The organism is Caulobacter sp. DWR3-1-2, assembly GCF_049896225.1.
In the GTDB taxonomy this organism is placed as follows: domain Bacteria; phylum Pseudomonadota; class Alphaproteobacteria; order Caulobacterales; family Caulobacteraceae; genus Caulobacter.
On record NZ_JAFCTW010000004.1, the window covers coordinates 120,076 to 134,619 of the forward strand.

Sequence of the window (14,544 nt, forward strand, 5' to 3'; positions counted from 1 at the left end):
GCCGGCCTTGCCCAACCCCGACACGGCTTGGACTTTTCGGCGCACATCCGCTTTTCAGGAGGCCTGGCCGGTCCGCGGCGTCGCATAAAAGGTACCGCTACCAATAACTTGACCGAATGAAAACCTTGTCATCACCCGGCCCTCACCGTCGCCGAGCCCCGCCGCTCCAGCTTGCCCCAGCCGACCCGGCCGCCCCGCGCGGCGGTCAGCACCGACTTGACCACCACATAGTACATCAGCTGGCGATAGCCGAAGCGCTGCACGGGCAGGTACGGAAGGTCGGCCCAGGGCGCGCGCTTCTCCAGCGCCATGCCCAGCGCCCCGGCCGATAGGTCCACCAGGATGAACACCGCCCAATAGAGCAGGCCCCGGATGGTGTCGTCGGGTGACCATTCCACCGGGTGGGCGATGGCGCCGTACAGGCCGGAGATCAGCCCCCAGACCACCGCCAGATCAACCAGGGGGGCGGCGACGGCCAACAGGATCTGGAAAAGCCAGATCTGCGGCAGGGCCACAAAACCCAAGGCGGGTGTCTTGGGGCTGAACAGCGCCGCGCGATGCTTCCACACGCACTGAAGGGTGCCGAACGACCAGCGGAAGCGCTGCTTGAGCAGGCCCGCCACGGTGTCGGGGGCCTCGGTGAAGGCCTGGGCGGCGGGATCGAAGGCCACCTTCCAGCCGGCGCGCTGACAGGCGATGGTCAGGTCCTGGTCCTCGGCCAGGGTGTCCGAGGGATAGCCGCCCAGGTCGTCCAGCACGCTCTTGCGCCAGGCGCCGACCGCGCCCGGCACCACCGTCACCGCGCCCAGGGTCGCCAGGGCGCGGCGTTCGAGGTTCTGGGCGGTGACATATTCCAGGGCCTGCCAGCGGGTGACGGTATTGACCCGGTTGCCGACGATGGCGTTGCCGGCCACCGCTCCGATGGTCGGATCCTGGAACCAGCGCACCAGGCGCCCGATGGTCTTGGGCGGAAACAGCGTGTCGGCGTCCAGCGCCACCACATACTCGCCCTTGGCGACGGCCAGGCCGCGATTGACCGCCCGCGCCTTACCGCCGTTCGGAAAGCTCAGCAGGGTGACGCGCGGATTGTCGCCGTGGGCCTTGCGCACCTCGTCGGCCGTAGCGTCCGACGAGCCGTCGTCGAGCACCAGCACCTCGAGGTTCTTCCACTCCGACTCCAGGATCCGCGCCACCGAGGCGGCGATGACCTTCTCCTCGTTGAAACAGGGTATCAGCACGCTGACCAGCGGACCGGTTTCGGGATCGAGGTTCTGCGGGCTTTGATGCGTCGAGCGGTGAACCAGGGCCAGTCCCGCCAGGAACACCAACCGCGCCATGCCCAGGGCGATGGCGGTGATGAACAGGGCGGCCAAGCCCGCCTTCACCCCGCGAAACAGGCCAAAACCGACGCGGTCCAGCGCCAGGGCCACCGGGTCGCGATCGCTGACCGGCATGACCTGGGCTGGCGTCATCCCGGCCAGTTCGCCGACCGTCACCAGGCGGTAGCCCCGGGCGCGGATGGCGTCGATCAGGCCCGGCAGGGCCGCGACGGTCCGCGACCGGTCGCCGCCGGCGTCGTGCAGCAGCACCACCTGACCCGGCCGGTCGCCCGGATGGTCGAGCCGCTCCAGGGTGCGGTCGATGATCGTCTGGGGCGTTGGCTTCTGCCAGTCGTCAGGGTCGATGCGGAGGCCAACGACCAGATAGCCCAGGGTCTGGGCGATCACCAGCGGCGCCACCTCGTGCGGGGTCGAAGGCTCGGCGTCACCGAAGAACGGCGGGCGGAACAGGCGCATCGAGCGGCCGGTGATCACCTCGAACAGGCGCTGGGTGGCGTTCAGCTCGACATCGGTCTGGGCGATCGGCGTCTCGCCGATATTGGGGTGGGTCCAAGTGTGGCTGCCCACGTCATGGCCCTCGGCGACCTCGCGCTTCACCAGATCGGGCCTCGTCTGCATGTTCTCGCCGATCACGAAGAAGGTGGCCGCGGCGTTCTTGTCCTTCAGGACCTTGAGGATCTTCGGCGTCCAGCGGCCGTCGGGGCCGTCATCGAAGGTCAGGGCCACCAGACCGGGCTTCTGGCCGTAGCGCTCGATCACGTAGGAACTGGGTAGGGTGTCGTAGGTCTGGCCGGAGATCAGGCCGGTGTCGGGATCGAACTCCAGGGTGCGTTTGCCGGGCGTGGGCAGGGCCGAGACCCGCAGCACCTCGCCGCCGCCGTCGAAATCGACGCTCTGGCCGGCCGGGATGCGGGTCAGGCCGGCGGCCGAGACCTGCCCATAGGGCTTGCCCAGCACGCTCCAGACACCCGGATCCTCCATGCCCATCCGCCACAGGCCGTAGCCCCGCGGTCGCCACTGGTCGGTGACCTTGACCGCGTTGAACAGGGTGGTGGCGTCAAGGAACCAGACGACATGCTGGCCGCCGCCGTCGTCCTCATAGCCATAGGTCGGGTTCAGGGCGTCGTCGTCCATGTCGATGGTCGCACCGGCGTCCTGGGCGTTGCGCATGGCCTCGTGGAAGGTGACCGCGTCACCGGCCGCCGGCTTGCCATCCTTTTTGATGGTCCAGTCGTAGCCGTAGGCGCCCAGGGCCATGATCGTGCGGGCGGGATCCAGCTTGGCGAACCGCTTGGCCAGTTCGGACTCGTACCAGTCCTGGCCGGCGTTGGGTCCCGGATCGCCGAAGGCGTAGTGCTGGTCATAGGCCATCAGCACCAGGGTGTCGGCGGCGTCCTGCAGACGCTTGAGCGGCCAGCCCTCCTCGTCGAACGGCGCGGTGACCCACACCTCGCGACCCTGAGGCTTCAAGGCCGCGCGGGCCTCGTCCAGCAGCTTGGGATAGTTCGCCAGACCCTTGGGCCCCAGGTTCTCCAGGTCGAAGACATAGCCGCCATAGCCGCGCTTGACCGCCAGATCGGCCAGGGTGGTCACGAGCTTGTGGCGGGCGGCGGGATCAGCCAACAGGGCGTCGGCTAGCGGGCCGTTGAAGCTGGCATTGGCCGAGTTGTGGACCAGGGGAAGCACCGCAGGATGGTTGGGCGCGGCGGCGATCCGCGCCACGCCCTGCGGGTCGTCGTCGACTGTCACGTCGCCGGCCGAGCTCTTCAGCGCCACCCACTGGGGCGACACCACGTCCAGCTTGTCGATATTGCGCCGCAGGGACTCGCGGGAGTCCTCGTCCCAGCTGACATAGAAGCCGACGCTGATCGGCCGGGCCGGGCCGATCCCCGCCGCCGCGGCGGGGCGGGGAACCTTGCGCCAGGCCAGGGTGGGCTTCAGCCGATGGGCCGTTTCCTTGTGCAGCGACGACAGGATGTGCGGGTCCCGCAGGATCACCGACGGCAGGCGCGGGGCGAAGGCCAGGGTGGCCAGGAAGGCCGCGACGATCGCCGCCAGCGCCGACAGGCCGATCCCCAGGATCAGACGCATCCGCCGGTCCCGCTTGCCGGTGGGATCGTGGAAGATGTGCCGGTCGTCGCCGCTCATGGTCAGGGTTCCGCGTTCCTCAGCGCTCTTGTAGCCCGAAATGGGCGGAACGGTGGCGCTCCGTCGAACGGCGTCTATTCCGGAAAATCAAGCCTTCGCCGCCCGCGCGATCACCGCCTCGAAGCCGGCGGCGCAATAGGCGAACAGCCGGGCGCGTACCGCGCCGAGGTCGCTGGAATGGCACTGCCCCTCGGACAGCGAGTCGATGCGGCCAGTCTCCGACAGGGCCAGCATCATCGAGCCGGTCAGGAACTGGTAGCTCCAGTACAGGTCGCGATATTCAGCGTCCGGACGAACGACCTTCAGGGTTTCGACCAGGCGGTGGACGACGGGGTCGAAGAACCGCGCCATGGTCTCGCCGCCCCAGGCCGGAGTGTTGTTGACCTGGGCCACCAGGGCGAAATAGCTCTTCCAGCCCTGACCGCCGTCCTGCGAGATGCGCAGCAGCGGTTCGATGAAGGCCTCGATCACGCCCTCGACGGTCATATCGCCCGCATGAACCCTCTCATAGGCGTCCATCGACAGGCCGCGGGCGGTGTTGAGGATTTCGGCCCGGCGCAAGAACACCGCGTCGAACAGCTCGCGCTTGGCGCCGAAATAATAGTGGATCAGGGCGGTGTCGACGCCGGCCTCTGCGGCCACCTGGCGGATGGTCACCCCGTGGAAGCCGTGTCGCGCGAACAGCCCCTCGGCGGCGTCGAGGATGGTTTCCTTCAGGTCCCGGCCGGTGGCCTTGGAGGGACGGCCGCGCCCGGCCGTCTTGGCGCGAGGAGCTCGAACTGGCGACGTCATTTTTCTGCGATCCGCGCGTGGCTTGACCGTTCGTAGGCCCTGCCTTGGCCGGGTGGCAAGCGTGGCGCGCGCACCGTCCCTAGCCGAACACCATCTGCCACATCAGCCGACCGGGCAGGAAGGCGGCGGCCCCGGCGATCAGCAGGCCGCCGACGAACAGGCCGGTCATGGTCCGGCCGTGCAGGCGGACATTGTGCTTGCGGGCCGCGAACACCCCCATCGGCAGGGCGATCAGGGTCCAGCCGGCGAACAGGTGCAGGAAGCTGAAGTTCCCGTTGGTGCGATGGATGAACAGCGACGAGATCGCCGCCGTGGCCATGGCGATGACCCAGACCCACCCGAGGGTGCGGTGCAGGGTGTCGCCCTTCAACCCCAGCATCAGCGCCACCCCCACCAACAGCGCCGTGCTGACCGCCGCGACATGAAGGCGGATCTGGATGGGCGCCATCGCCAGGAGCTCCAAATGCGGCGCATGCAGATGGCCTGGCAGGCGCAGGAAGCGGTTCGCGATGGCGGCGGGCCCGACGCCGTGGACCGCGCCGGCGGCGAGGATCAACACCACCGCCACGGCCAGGCCGATGAAGATCGTGCGCATGAAGTGAGCCGGACCGATGGATGGGCTTTGGTCGGACATCTTGTTTCTCCCGAAGCGATCAGGCCGTGGTAGGCCGATCAAGGCTGGTCCGGCTTAGGGCCAGCGGTTTGGGGGGTCATCGGCAGGTGCGTGAGAAAGCGTCGGGAGTTCGTGAACGGCGCCCGGGCGCCATTGGCGAAGCGCCAACGGACACCGCCAAAAGCGGCCGGCTGGCGGCCTTCCTGAAGAGCTTCGCCCGGCCGATCGCCGTCGCGGCGGCGGCCGGAGCCTTCCTGGCCCTGATCGGCGCGCTCGGGAGCGGCGCCATGCCGATCGTCCCCCGCCTGGCCTATTGGATCGGCCTGTGTGTGCTGGGCGCGGTGCTAGGCAGCCTGGTCGCCCGTCTGGTCACGCGGTTGCGACCGGATATCGACGCGCCCTGGCTGCGGGGCCCTGTCATCGTCGCCGTGCTGACGCCGCTGTTCACCCTGCTGGTCTGGGTCGCCGGCGGTCGCCAGGCTCTGACCCCGCGCATCGTCGCCACCTATCTTGGCGCCACCCTGGTGGTGACCAGCGGCATGACAACCCTGATGCTGCTGGCCACCCAGCGGCGGGTCGAAACCCACGCCGCCCCGCCGGAAGCCGCCCCGCCCCGCTTCCTTGAACGCCTGCCGCCTCGCCTGCGCGGAGCCGAGATCCACGCCGTCGAGGCCGAGGACCACTATCTGCGGCTGCACACCTCCAAGGGACAGGACCTGATCCTGCTGCGCCTGTCCGACGCCGTGGCGGAGCTCGAGGGCATCGAGGGCGCCCAGACCCACCGCTCATGGTGGGTGGCCCGCGACGCCGTCGAGACCGCCAAGCGCGGCGACGGCCGCGCGACCCTCACCCTGAAGGGCGGCGTCGAGGTTCCGGTCAGCCGGGCCTATGCGCGGGGGCTGCGGGAAGCGGGATGGTTCTGAATCTGACTTTGGCCGCCTAGAACTCTTCCCACTCGTCGGCCTTCATCGCGACGGCCGTGTTTCCGCGCGACGCGGGGGCGGAACGTCCTGGACGGACGGCCGTGTTGGGACGAGCGGGCGCCGGCGAGCGCCGGGCCGGTGCGAAGGCCGCTTCGGCGCCGACCTTGAAGCGCCCGACCAAGGCCGACAGTTCGGTGGCCTCGTCTTTCAGCGAGTGGGTGGCGGCGGTGGCTTGCTCGACCATGGCGGCGTTTTGCTGCACCACCTGGTCCATCTGGTTCACGGCGGTATTGACCTCGTGCAGGCCGGTCGATTGTTCGGTGGCCGAGGCTGAGATCTCGGTGACCAGGGCGTCTATCGACGCCACCTGCTCGACGATGCGGCGCAGGGCCTCGCCGGTCTGGCCGACCAGATTGACGCCGGCCTCGACCTGCTGGGTCGAGGTCGAGATCAGGGTCTTGATCTCCTTGGCGGCGTCGGCCGAGCGTTGGGCCAGGGCCCGCACTTCCTGAGCGACGACGGCGAAGCCGCGGCCCGCGTCACCGGCCCGGGCGGCTTCGACGCCGGCGTTCAGGGCCAGCAGGTTGGTCTGGAAGGCGATCTCGTCGATGACGCCGATGATCTGGGCGACCTGGGCGGACGAGGTCTCGATCTCGGTCATGGCGCTGACCGCCTGGCTGACGATCTTGCCGGATTTCTCGGCGTCGACGCGGGCCACGGCAACCACGCTGGAGGCCTCCTTGGCGCCGGCGGCGGTCTTGCGGACGGTGGCGGTGATCTCGTCGAGGGCGGCGGCGGTCTCCTCCAGGCTGGCGGCCTGCTGCTCGGTGCGGCGCGACAGGTCATCCGAAGCGCTGGCGATCTCATCGGTCCCGCTGTTGACCCCGCCCGTGGCGGCGGCGATGGCCTTCATCGCGTCCTGCATGCGGTCCGCAGCGGCGTTGAAATTGGCCTTCAGGCTCTCGGCCTTGGGCGAGAAGGGAATGACGATCCGGTGGGTCAGATCGCCGCCGGCCAGATGATCCAGGGCCTCGTTCAGGGCGCCGAAATTGACGGCGTCGCTGCGCTCGACCTGAGCCTTCTCGTCCGCCACGGCGGCGCGTTCGGTCTCGGTGGCGCGACGCTGGCTGGCGGCGGCGCCCTCGATGCCAATCTTCTCGATGGCGGCTTCCTTGAAGGTGAGGACGGCGGCGGCCATCTGCCCGATCTCGTCCTTGCGGCCGATCGCCGGAACCTCGACGCTGTTGTCGCCCGAAGCCAGGCGGCGCATGGCCGCGGTCATGGCGGCCACGGGTCCGACTATGGCGCCCGACAGCAGCAGGCCGCCCCCCAAGGCGATGGCGATGGTCACGGCGGCGCCGATGGCCAGGGCCAGGGTGGTTGCCAGCGAGGCCTTCTTCTGCGCGGCGGCCTCGGTGGCCAGCACGGCTTCGGAATCCTCGACGATGGCTTCGATGGTGTCCTCGACCGGCGTCACCGCCTGGTCGGCGACGCCGTCGTGCTTGACCAGTTCGACGGCCTGCGGGCGGGTCAGCGGATCGCGGCCCAGGGCCTCGCCCGGCTCGATGGCAAGCTTGCGATAATCGGCATAGGCGGCGTCGACTGCGGCGATGCGGGCCAGGTCGGACTCGTCGCCCTTGGCCAGGACGCGCAGCTTGTCGAGGGCGGCCATGAATTTCGGCTTGTGAGCTTCTTCCAGGCGCTTGACGTAGTAATCGTCGCCAGAGAGCAGGAAACCGCGCAGCGAGTTCTCCTGCCGCGTCAGACGGAAGGCGGCGGTGTCAGCGGCGCGCAGCGACTCGTAGGCCTGCTCGGTGCGATCGACCGAGCTCTCGTACTCGTGCTGGTTCACATAGAGAGTGGCGGTCATCACGGCGATCGCGGTCAGCATGACGGCGAAAACCGTCATCAGCTTGTGGGGGATCTTTAAATCGCCAAAGTTCATGGCCGCTCTCCGGTGTTGGGCGGCGAGCACGGGAGCCTTCAGATCGACAGGTATCTAAACCGCAGCTGAAGCGCCCGCGTCGCACTCCATTTGTGCGGAGAAGACGGTTTCCACGACCTTAACTGTACCGTGACCCAACGTCGCAGCGCCTGGTGGGACGGGTAGCGGAAATTACAATACCGGTAGCATTTCTATGTTTGAGCTTGCGTCTAGCGGGCATCCAGGTTTCCGCAGCGGAAGCACTCCACCCCAGGCGGTGAGGCGCACGTGCAAAAATAATTCGTGCAATAGCGCTTAGTGCGCCTCGTCCCAGTTGACGGCGGCTCTGGCCTCGACGGTCAGCGGCACCGAGATGTCCACCGCCGGCGCGGCCGCCCCCTCCATGACCTCGCGGGCGACAGCGATGGTGGCCTGCGCCTCGGCCTCGGGGGCCTCGAAGACCAGTTCATCGTGCACCTGCAGCAGCATCCGGGACGACAGCCCCGCGGCCGTCAGCGCGCTCGGCATGCGGATCATGGCGCGACGCATGACATCGGCCGCGGCGCCCTGGATCGGGGCGTTGATCGCCGCCCGCTCGGCGAACTGCCGGTGAGCCACCGACTTGCCGCCGATGTCGGGAATGTTGATCTTGCGGCCAAAGATGGTGGTGACATAGCCGTGCTGGCGCACAAAGGCCTTGGTCGTTTCCATATAGGCCTGGATGCCGGGGAAGCGCTCGAAATAGGTCTTGATATAGGCCCCCGCCTCGCCCTGCGGGATGGACAGCTGGTTGGCCAGGCCGAACGCCGAGATGCCGTAGACAATGCCGAAATTGATCGCCTTGGCCCGGCGGCGCACCTCGCTGGGCATGCCCTCGATCGGTACGTTGAACATTTCCGACGCGGTCATGGCGTGGATGTCCAAGCCCTCCTGGAAGGCGATCTTCAGCTGCGGGATGTCGCCGATATGGGCCAGCAGGCGCAGCTCGATCTGGCTGTAGTCGGCGCTGATCAACACCTTGCCCGGCGCGGCCACGAAGGCCTTGCGGATCTTGCGGCCCTCCTCGGTGCGGATCGGGATGTTCTGGAGGTTGGGGTCCGACGACGACAGCCGGCCCGTCGTGGTTGCCGCCAGGGCGTAGGAGGTGTGGATGCGATTGTCTCCGCCCGGCGCGATGGCGGCGATCAGGTTGTCGGTATAGGTGCCCTTCAGCTTCGAAAGCTGGCGCCAGTCGAGCAGCACGCGCGGCAGCTCGTGCTCCAGGGCCAGGCTTTCCAGCACGTCGCTGTCGGTCGACCACTGGCCGGTCGCGGTCTTCTTGCCGCCCTTCAGGGCCATTTCGCCAAACAGCACGTCGCCGATCTGCTTGGGGCTGCCGAGGTTGAACGGTCGGCCGACCAGTTCCTGGGCCTTGGCCTCGAACTGCGCCATGCGCATCGAGAACTCGTTGGACAGCCGGCGCAGGGTCTCGGGATCGACGCGAATGCCGTCGTTCTCCATGGCCGCCAGCACGGTGGGCAGCGGACGCTCCAGGGTCTCGTAGACCGTCAGCAGGCCCTCGCGCGCCAGGCGCGGCTTGAGCACAGTGTAGAGCCGCAGGGTGACGTCGGCGTCCTCGGCGGCATAGGCCGTCGCTTGATCGAGGGCGACGTGCTTGAAGCTGATCTGCGCCTTACCCGCGCCGGCCACCTGCTTGAAGGGGATCGGCTTGTGGCCCAGATGCAGCTCCGACAGCTCGTCCATGCCATGGCCGTGCAAACCGGCCTCCAGCACGTAGCTGATCAACATGGTGTCCTCGATCGGACCCACATTAATCCCGTAGCGCGCCAGCACGGCGATGTCGTACTTGGCGTTCTGGGCGACTTTCAGAACCGCGGGGTTCTCCAGCAGCGGCTTCAGCGCGGCGATCGCGTCTTCGAGTGAAACCTGCACCAGGTCGGCGGCGGCCTCCAGGGCCAGGCCGTCCTTCTCGCAGTGGCCGACTGGAATGTAACAGGCCTCGCCCGGCGAGATCGCCAGGGACACGCCGCATAGGCCGGCCGTGGCCGAGGAAAGGGCGTCGGTCTCGGTGTCGAAGGCGATGACGCCCTTGGCCGTGGCCTTGGCGATCCAGGCATTGAGGGTCTCCAGGTCCTGGATGCGCACATAGGCCGCGTGGTCGATGGACACGGGCTCGGCCACCGGATTGGCGGCCGCCCGCGCGGCGGCGGTCATGTAGGACACGCCCAGCACCGGCGCGGTCGGGGCGCTGGGGGGACGACCCCCAGACGGGCCCAGCGTGCGCGGCGCGGCCGAGGCGTTGCCGTCGCCGACCCGGCGGGCCAGGGAGCGGAACTCCATCAGCTCCAGGAAGTCGGCCAGCACCTGCTTGTCGGGCTCGCGCACCGTCAGGTCGTCGATCGGCTCCGGCAAGGGCGTGTCGCAGTCGAGTTTGACCAGCAGGCGCGACAGGCGGATCTGGTCGGCATATTCGATCAGGGTCTCGCGACGCTTGGGCTGCTTGATCTCGCCGGCCCGTTCCAGCAGCGTATCGAGGTCGCCATATTCGTTGATCAGCTGGGCGGCGGTCTTGATGCCGATACCGGGGGCGCCGGGAACATTATCAACGCTGTCGCCGCACAGGGCCTGAACATCCACCACCTTGTCGGGATAGACCCCGAACTTCTCGAACACCTGCTCGCGGTCGATGCGCACGCCCTTCATCGGGTCGAACATCGAGACGCCGTCGCCGACCAGCTGCATCAGGTCCTTGTCGGAGCTGACGATCACCGTCTCGCCGCCCAGCTCGCGCATCCGGCAGGCATAGGCGGCTATCAGGTCGTCGGCCTCGTAACCCGGCAGCTCGATAGCCGGCACGCCGAAGGCCAGGGTCGCCTCGCGCACCAGCGGGAACTGGGGGATCAGGTCCTCGGGCGGCGGCGGGCGGTGGGCCTTGTACTTGTCGTAGAGGGTGTTGCGAAACGTCTTTTCCGAATGGTCCCAGATCACCGCCAGGTGGGTGGGCGCGTCGCCCTGCATGTCGCGCAGCAGCTTCCACAGCATGTTGCAGAAGCCCTGCACCGCGCCCACCGGCAGGCCGTCGCTCTTGCGGGTCAGGGGCGGCAGGGCGTGATAGGCGCGAAACAGATAGGCCGAGCCGTCGACCAGGAACAGCCGGACGGTAGGACCGTCCTGGGTCAGGGGGCGGTCTGCCTCGGCCAGAGCGGCTTCAGCGGAGACGGCGGAATCGGCGAGCGTGTCGGTCATGGGGCCAAGATAGGCGGTCGAGAGGCGCGCGGGAACACCTCAGACGCCCAGCTTCATGCTGGCGCTTGCCGTGCCGACCGACTAGGCTCCACCCTAGGCTGCGAAACGTGGCGGCAGCTTAGCTCAACTCGGGGGATATATGAGGGCGGCACTTCTGACGGCGCTGGCCGTGGCGGCTTTGACGGGATTGGCGCCGACGCACGGCCGGGCGGCGGACGAGCCGCTAGCCCACCCTTCCTACATGCAGCGCGCCAAATCCGAGGATGTCGCCGCAGCCTATCCCAAGGCCGCCTTCGCCCAGAAGATTTCGGGCGATGTGGACCTCAATTGCACCGCTGACGCGGGCGGCCGATTATCCGGCTGCAAGGTGACCAAGGAAGAGCCCGCCGGCCTGGGCTTCGGTGACGCGGCCCTCGGGCTGTCGGCGAAGGATCGGGTCAAGGTCAAGGACGACAACGGCGCCGCGATTATCGGGCGACGGTTTGAGCGCAGCTACAGCTTCCTCGCGCCCGGCGATTCCAACCCCGACTGGCTGACCAAACCCTCCGCCGGGCAATTGATGGGCGTCTTTCCCGTCGCGGCGCGCGACAGGCCGCCGGCCAACGCCAGGGCGACAATCGTCTGCAAGGTCAATGAGGAAGGCTTCCTGCGCGACTGCAAGGTCGATCACCAGACGCCCGAGAACATGGGTTTCGGCGCGGCGGCGCTCGCGCTTTCGCCGCTATTTCGGCTGAAACCCAAGATCCGGGGCGGCAAGCCCGTGGAGACCGAGGCCACCATTCCCGTGGTCTGGGCAGGCTTCGAAAACATGCCCATGCCCAGCGGACCGGTCAAGAGCCTGGTGCTGGATCCGCCTTGGACCAGCACGCCATCGACTGCTCAGGTACGTGCGGCCTGGCCCGCCGACGCCAAAGGCGCGGTGACCGGCCAAGTCGCCCTGCGCTGCAACCTGAACAAAACCGGCGGCCTGACCTTCTGCAGCGTGCTGTCTGAAATCCCGACCGGCAAGGGTTTCGGCAAGGCCGCACGCTCACTGTCGCCGAACTTCAGGGTCGCCTTCGCCCCAGATCAGGTGAAGACGCTGAGCAGTTATACCGTCGATGTGCCGTTCCGTTTTCGCGATCCGGCGAGCCCCGACACCCGCAAGATCACCGCGCCCAAATGGACCCGAACCATGACCCCTGAGGGGATGGCGCTGGCCTATCCACGGGCGGCGATCAAGGCCGGGGTGGAGACGGGCCTTGGAGTGGTCGGCTGCGTAGTGGATATCCGAGGCGAGCTGACGGATTGTCAGGTGCGACACGAGGACCCTGTCGGTCTGGATTTCGGGGCTGCGGCGATCGAGGCGGCCAAGCTGATGGCGATGAATCCCTGGAGCAAGGAGGGCGAGCCGCTGGACGGCCTGCCGATCGTCCTGCCTATTCGGTTCAACTGGCAGGAGGCGGCTGCGGCGCCGCCTCCTGCCGCCCCGCCGGCCAAGAAGCCTTAGCCGAACCGCGCGTTGAGGTCGGGCAGGTCCCTGGCGAACGCCGCGTAGCCGGTGGTGTCGCCATCGACGAGGAAAGTCTTGGTCGCGCTCAGTATCGCGCCATAGGCCGCGCGGAACGGACCCGTCGCCGAGCTCAGCCGGCGCACGCCCAGCGCGGCGAGGCGCGTCGCCGGCGGCATGCCCGGTCGGCCCATGGCGTTCAGAGGCAGGGCGGTCGCGGCCGCGAGCGTCGAAAGCACGTCTTCCTCGATGGGCAGCGGCACGAAGATCCCGCTGGCGCCGGCCTCGGCGTAGAGCGCGGCCCGGCGCAACGTCTCGGCCAGGGCCGCCTCGCCCTGCGCCAGGCCGGCCAGATAGACGTCGGTGCGGGCGTTGATGAACAGCTTCACGCCGGCCGCCTCGGCGGCGGCCCGCGCCGTCTCGATCTTGCGGGCGTGGATGTCTGGATCGCGACGGCCGTCTTCGAGGTTGATCCCGACCGCTCCGGCCCCGATCACCGCCTTGACGGTCTCGGTCAGCTCGGTGAGGTCGTCGGTATAGCCGCCCTCGATGTCGGCGGTCAGCGGGACCTTGATCACCCGGCCGATGCCGGCGATCACATCGATCAGGGCCGAGACCGGCAGGGCGTCGCCGTCGGCATAGCCCCGCGCCCAGGCCACGGCGGCGCTGGAAGTGGCCACGGCGGCGGCCCCGGCGTCTTCCATCAGGGCCGCGCTGGCGGCGTCCCAGGCGTTGGGCAAGATCAGCACGTCCGGGCCGGCGTGCAGGGCGTGGAAACGGTCGGCGGTGGTCTGGGTCACGGGCGGGCTCACTGGCTGGACGGCGGGACTATGGTCCGGCACGGCGGCGTGCGTCTCGCGGAAATCGGACCCAATTGACCCGCTGCTGACAGGTTTCGGCGCCCTCGCCCGCCCTTGCGGCGCCGCCGCGAAATGCGGCGAACGCGTCGTAATGCCGCCTTGGCGAGGTCAATCGCTTCGCCTAGAGGCAGGAGGTCCGCCAAGGCCGCCTCCACGGGAACCTCCCCCGCTCCCGGGCTTTGGATTGAACGACCCGAAACGCAGGAAGACCCCTCGCCCATGATTTCATGGAAGAAGATTCGTGTCGGTGCGGCGCTCGCCGCCGCGACCCTGACCACCGCCGCCGTGCTGGCGGTGGCCCCCGTGCATCACGCCGCGCCGGCAGCCGACCCCACCCGCGAGCCGGTCAGGTTGACCCCGCCCTTGATGCCCGCCGAGGCCGGCAAGCCCCTGCCCAGGACCATCCTGACCTGATCGATGAGGGCCTGACCCTCTCGTCTTCGCGCACATGCGGCGCTACAGAGCGCCCATGCCGTTCACCGCCACCGTCTTGACCATGTTCCCCGAGGCCTTCCCCGGCCCGCTCGGCGTTTCGCTGATCGGCACGTCGTGGAAGGAGCAGGACCTGTGGCGTTTGGAAACACTGGACATTCGGGGCTTTTCCACAGATAAGCGCGGCTTCCTCGACGACACCCCCGCGGGTGGCGGCGCGGGAGCGGTACTCAAAGCGGACGTCATCGCCGCCGCGCTTGACAGCGTGGAGGTCGGTGAACGGCCGCTTTTGTACATGAGCGCCCGGGGTCGGCCCCTGACCCAGGCGCGTGTCAAGGAATGGTCGAAAGCTCCGGGCGTCATCGTCCTGTGCGGCCGTTTCGAGGGGGTGGACCAGCGGGTGCTCGACGCCCGGGGGTTCGAGGAGGTCTCGGTCGGAGACGCGGTGCTCGCCGGTGGCGAGGCGGCGGCGATGGTCGTGATCGAGGCGTGCGTTCGATTGGCTCCAGGGGTTCTGGGCAATTTCGAGAGCACGCAGGAAGAAAGCTTCGAGGACGGTCTCCTGGAGCATCCGCAGTATACTAGGCCGCGGACGTTCGAAGGACGGGATATCCCCGAGGTGCTGCTGTCGGGCGACCACAAGAAGGTGGCCCAGTGGCGGTCCAGTATGCGTGAAGAGACCACCCGCGAGCGGCGCCCCGATCTTTGGGAAGCGCATCTCGCCAATCAACAGGCAAAAGGCGGCCCGAAAACGGGTAAGCCCAAAGGAGATTGAGA

General features: G+C 68.2%; 10 protein-coding genes. 4 read left to right on the top strand and 6 right to left on the bottom strand.

Annotated elements, in window-relative coordinates; genetic code table 11:
* Nucleotides 1–131 precede the first annotated feature (131 nt).
* The 3 genes from ACP696_RS07100 to ACP696_RS07110 all read right to left on the bottom strand — a co-directional run bounded on the left by ACP696_RS07100 (nt 132) and on the right by ACP696_RS07110 (nt 4,914).
* A complete protein-coding gene (locus ACP696_RS07100) occupies nt 132–3,488 on the bottom strand; it encodes a glycosyltransferase (RefSeq protein ID WP_426043607.1) in 3,357 nt (1,118 codons plus the stop codon).
* Nucleotides 3,489–3,575: 87 nt separating this feature from the next.
* Nucleotides 3,576–4,280: a TetR family transcriptional regulator gene (locus ACP696_RS07105; RefSeq protein WP_426043608.1), complete on the bottom strand. Its 705-nt coding sequence runs from the start codon at nt 4,278–4,280 to the stop codon at nt 3,576–3,578.
* A gap of 79 nt (nt 4,281–4,359) precedes the next feature.
* Nucleotides 4,360–4,914, bottom strand: a complete 555-nt coding sequence (locus ACP696_RS07110; protein ID WP_426043609.1) for a DUF2306 domain-containing protein — start codon at nt 4,912–4,914, stop codon at nt 4,360–4,362.
* Between the two features lie 86 nt (nt 4,915–5,000).
* On the opposite strand from ACP696_RS07110, the gene ACP696_RS07115 reads away from it, so the two are divergent.
* Complete coding sequence (locus ACP696_RS07115) at nt 5,001–5,816, top strand: LytTR family DNA-binding domain-containing protein (protein ID WP_426043610.1); 816 nt, start codon at nt 5,001–5,003, stop codon at nt 5,814–5,816.
* Between the two features lie 16 nt (nt 5,817–5,832).
* Here the strand turns inward: ACP696_RS07115 and ACP696_RS07120 are convergent, their stop codons facing one another.
* Together ACP696_RS07120 and polA are read right to left on the bottom strand one after the other, a co-directional pair.
* On the bottom strand, nt 5,833–7,761 hold the full coding sequence (locus tag ACP696_RS07120) for a methyl-accepting chemotaxis protein (RefSeq protein ID WP_426043611.1): 1,929 nt from the start codon (nt 7,759–7,761) through the stop codon (nt 5,833–5,835).
* A 294-nt stretch (nt 7,762–8,055) separates the two neighbouring features.
* Nucleotides 8,056–10,986, bottom strand: a complete 2,931-nt coding sequence (gene polA / locus ACP696_RS07125) for a DNA polymerase I (RefSeq protein WP_426043612.1) — start codon at nt 10,984–10,986, stop codon at nt 8,056–8,058.
* A gap of 139 nt (nt 10,987–11,125) precedes the next feature.
* Here polA and ACP696_RS07130 point away from each other — a divergent pair, with 139 nt between their 5' ends.
* The gene (locus ACP696_RS07130) at nt 11,126–12,475 is read left to right on the top strand and encodes an energy transducer TonB (protein WP_426043613.1); all 1,350 of its coding nucleotides are present in this window, start codon (nt 11,126–11,128) and stop codon (nt 12,473–12,475) included.
* Here the strand turns inward: ACP696_RS07130 and ACP696_RS07135 are convergent.
* On the bottom strand, nt 12,472–13,275 hold the full coding sequence (locus tag ACP696_RS07135; RefSeq protein ID WP_426029940.1) for an isocitrate lyase/PEP mutase family protein: 804 nt from the start codon (nt 13,273–13,275) through the stop codon (nt 12,472–12,474). The two genes, ACP696_RS07130 and ACP696_RS07135, sit on opposite strands and share 4 nt — an antisense overlap.
* 279 nt (nt 13,276–13,554) lie before the next feature.
* Between ACP696_RS07135 and ACP696_RS07140 the strand changes: the two genes are divergently transcribed.
* The gene (locus ACP696_RS07140; RefSeq protein ID WP_426010910.1) at nt 13,555–13,749 is read left to right on the top strand and encodes a hypothetical protein; all 195 of its coding nucleotides are present in this window, start codon (nt 13,555–13,557) and stop codon (nt 13,747–13,749) included.
* Nucleotides 13,750–13,804: 55 nt separating this feature from the next.
* The gene (gene trmD / locus ACP696_RS07145; protein WP_426010909.1) at nt 13,805–14,542 is read left to right on the top strand and encodes a tRNA (guanosine(37)-N1)-methyltransferase TrmD; all 738 of its coding nucleotides are present in this window, start codon (nt 13,805–13,807) and stop codon (nt 14,540–14,542) included.
* The last annotated feature ends 2 nt before the right edge of the window (nt 14,543–14,544 follow it).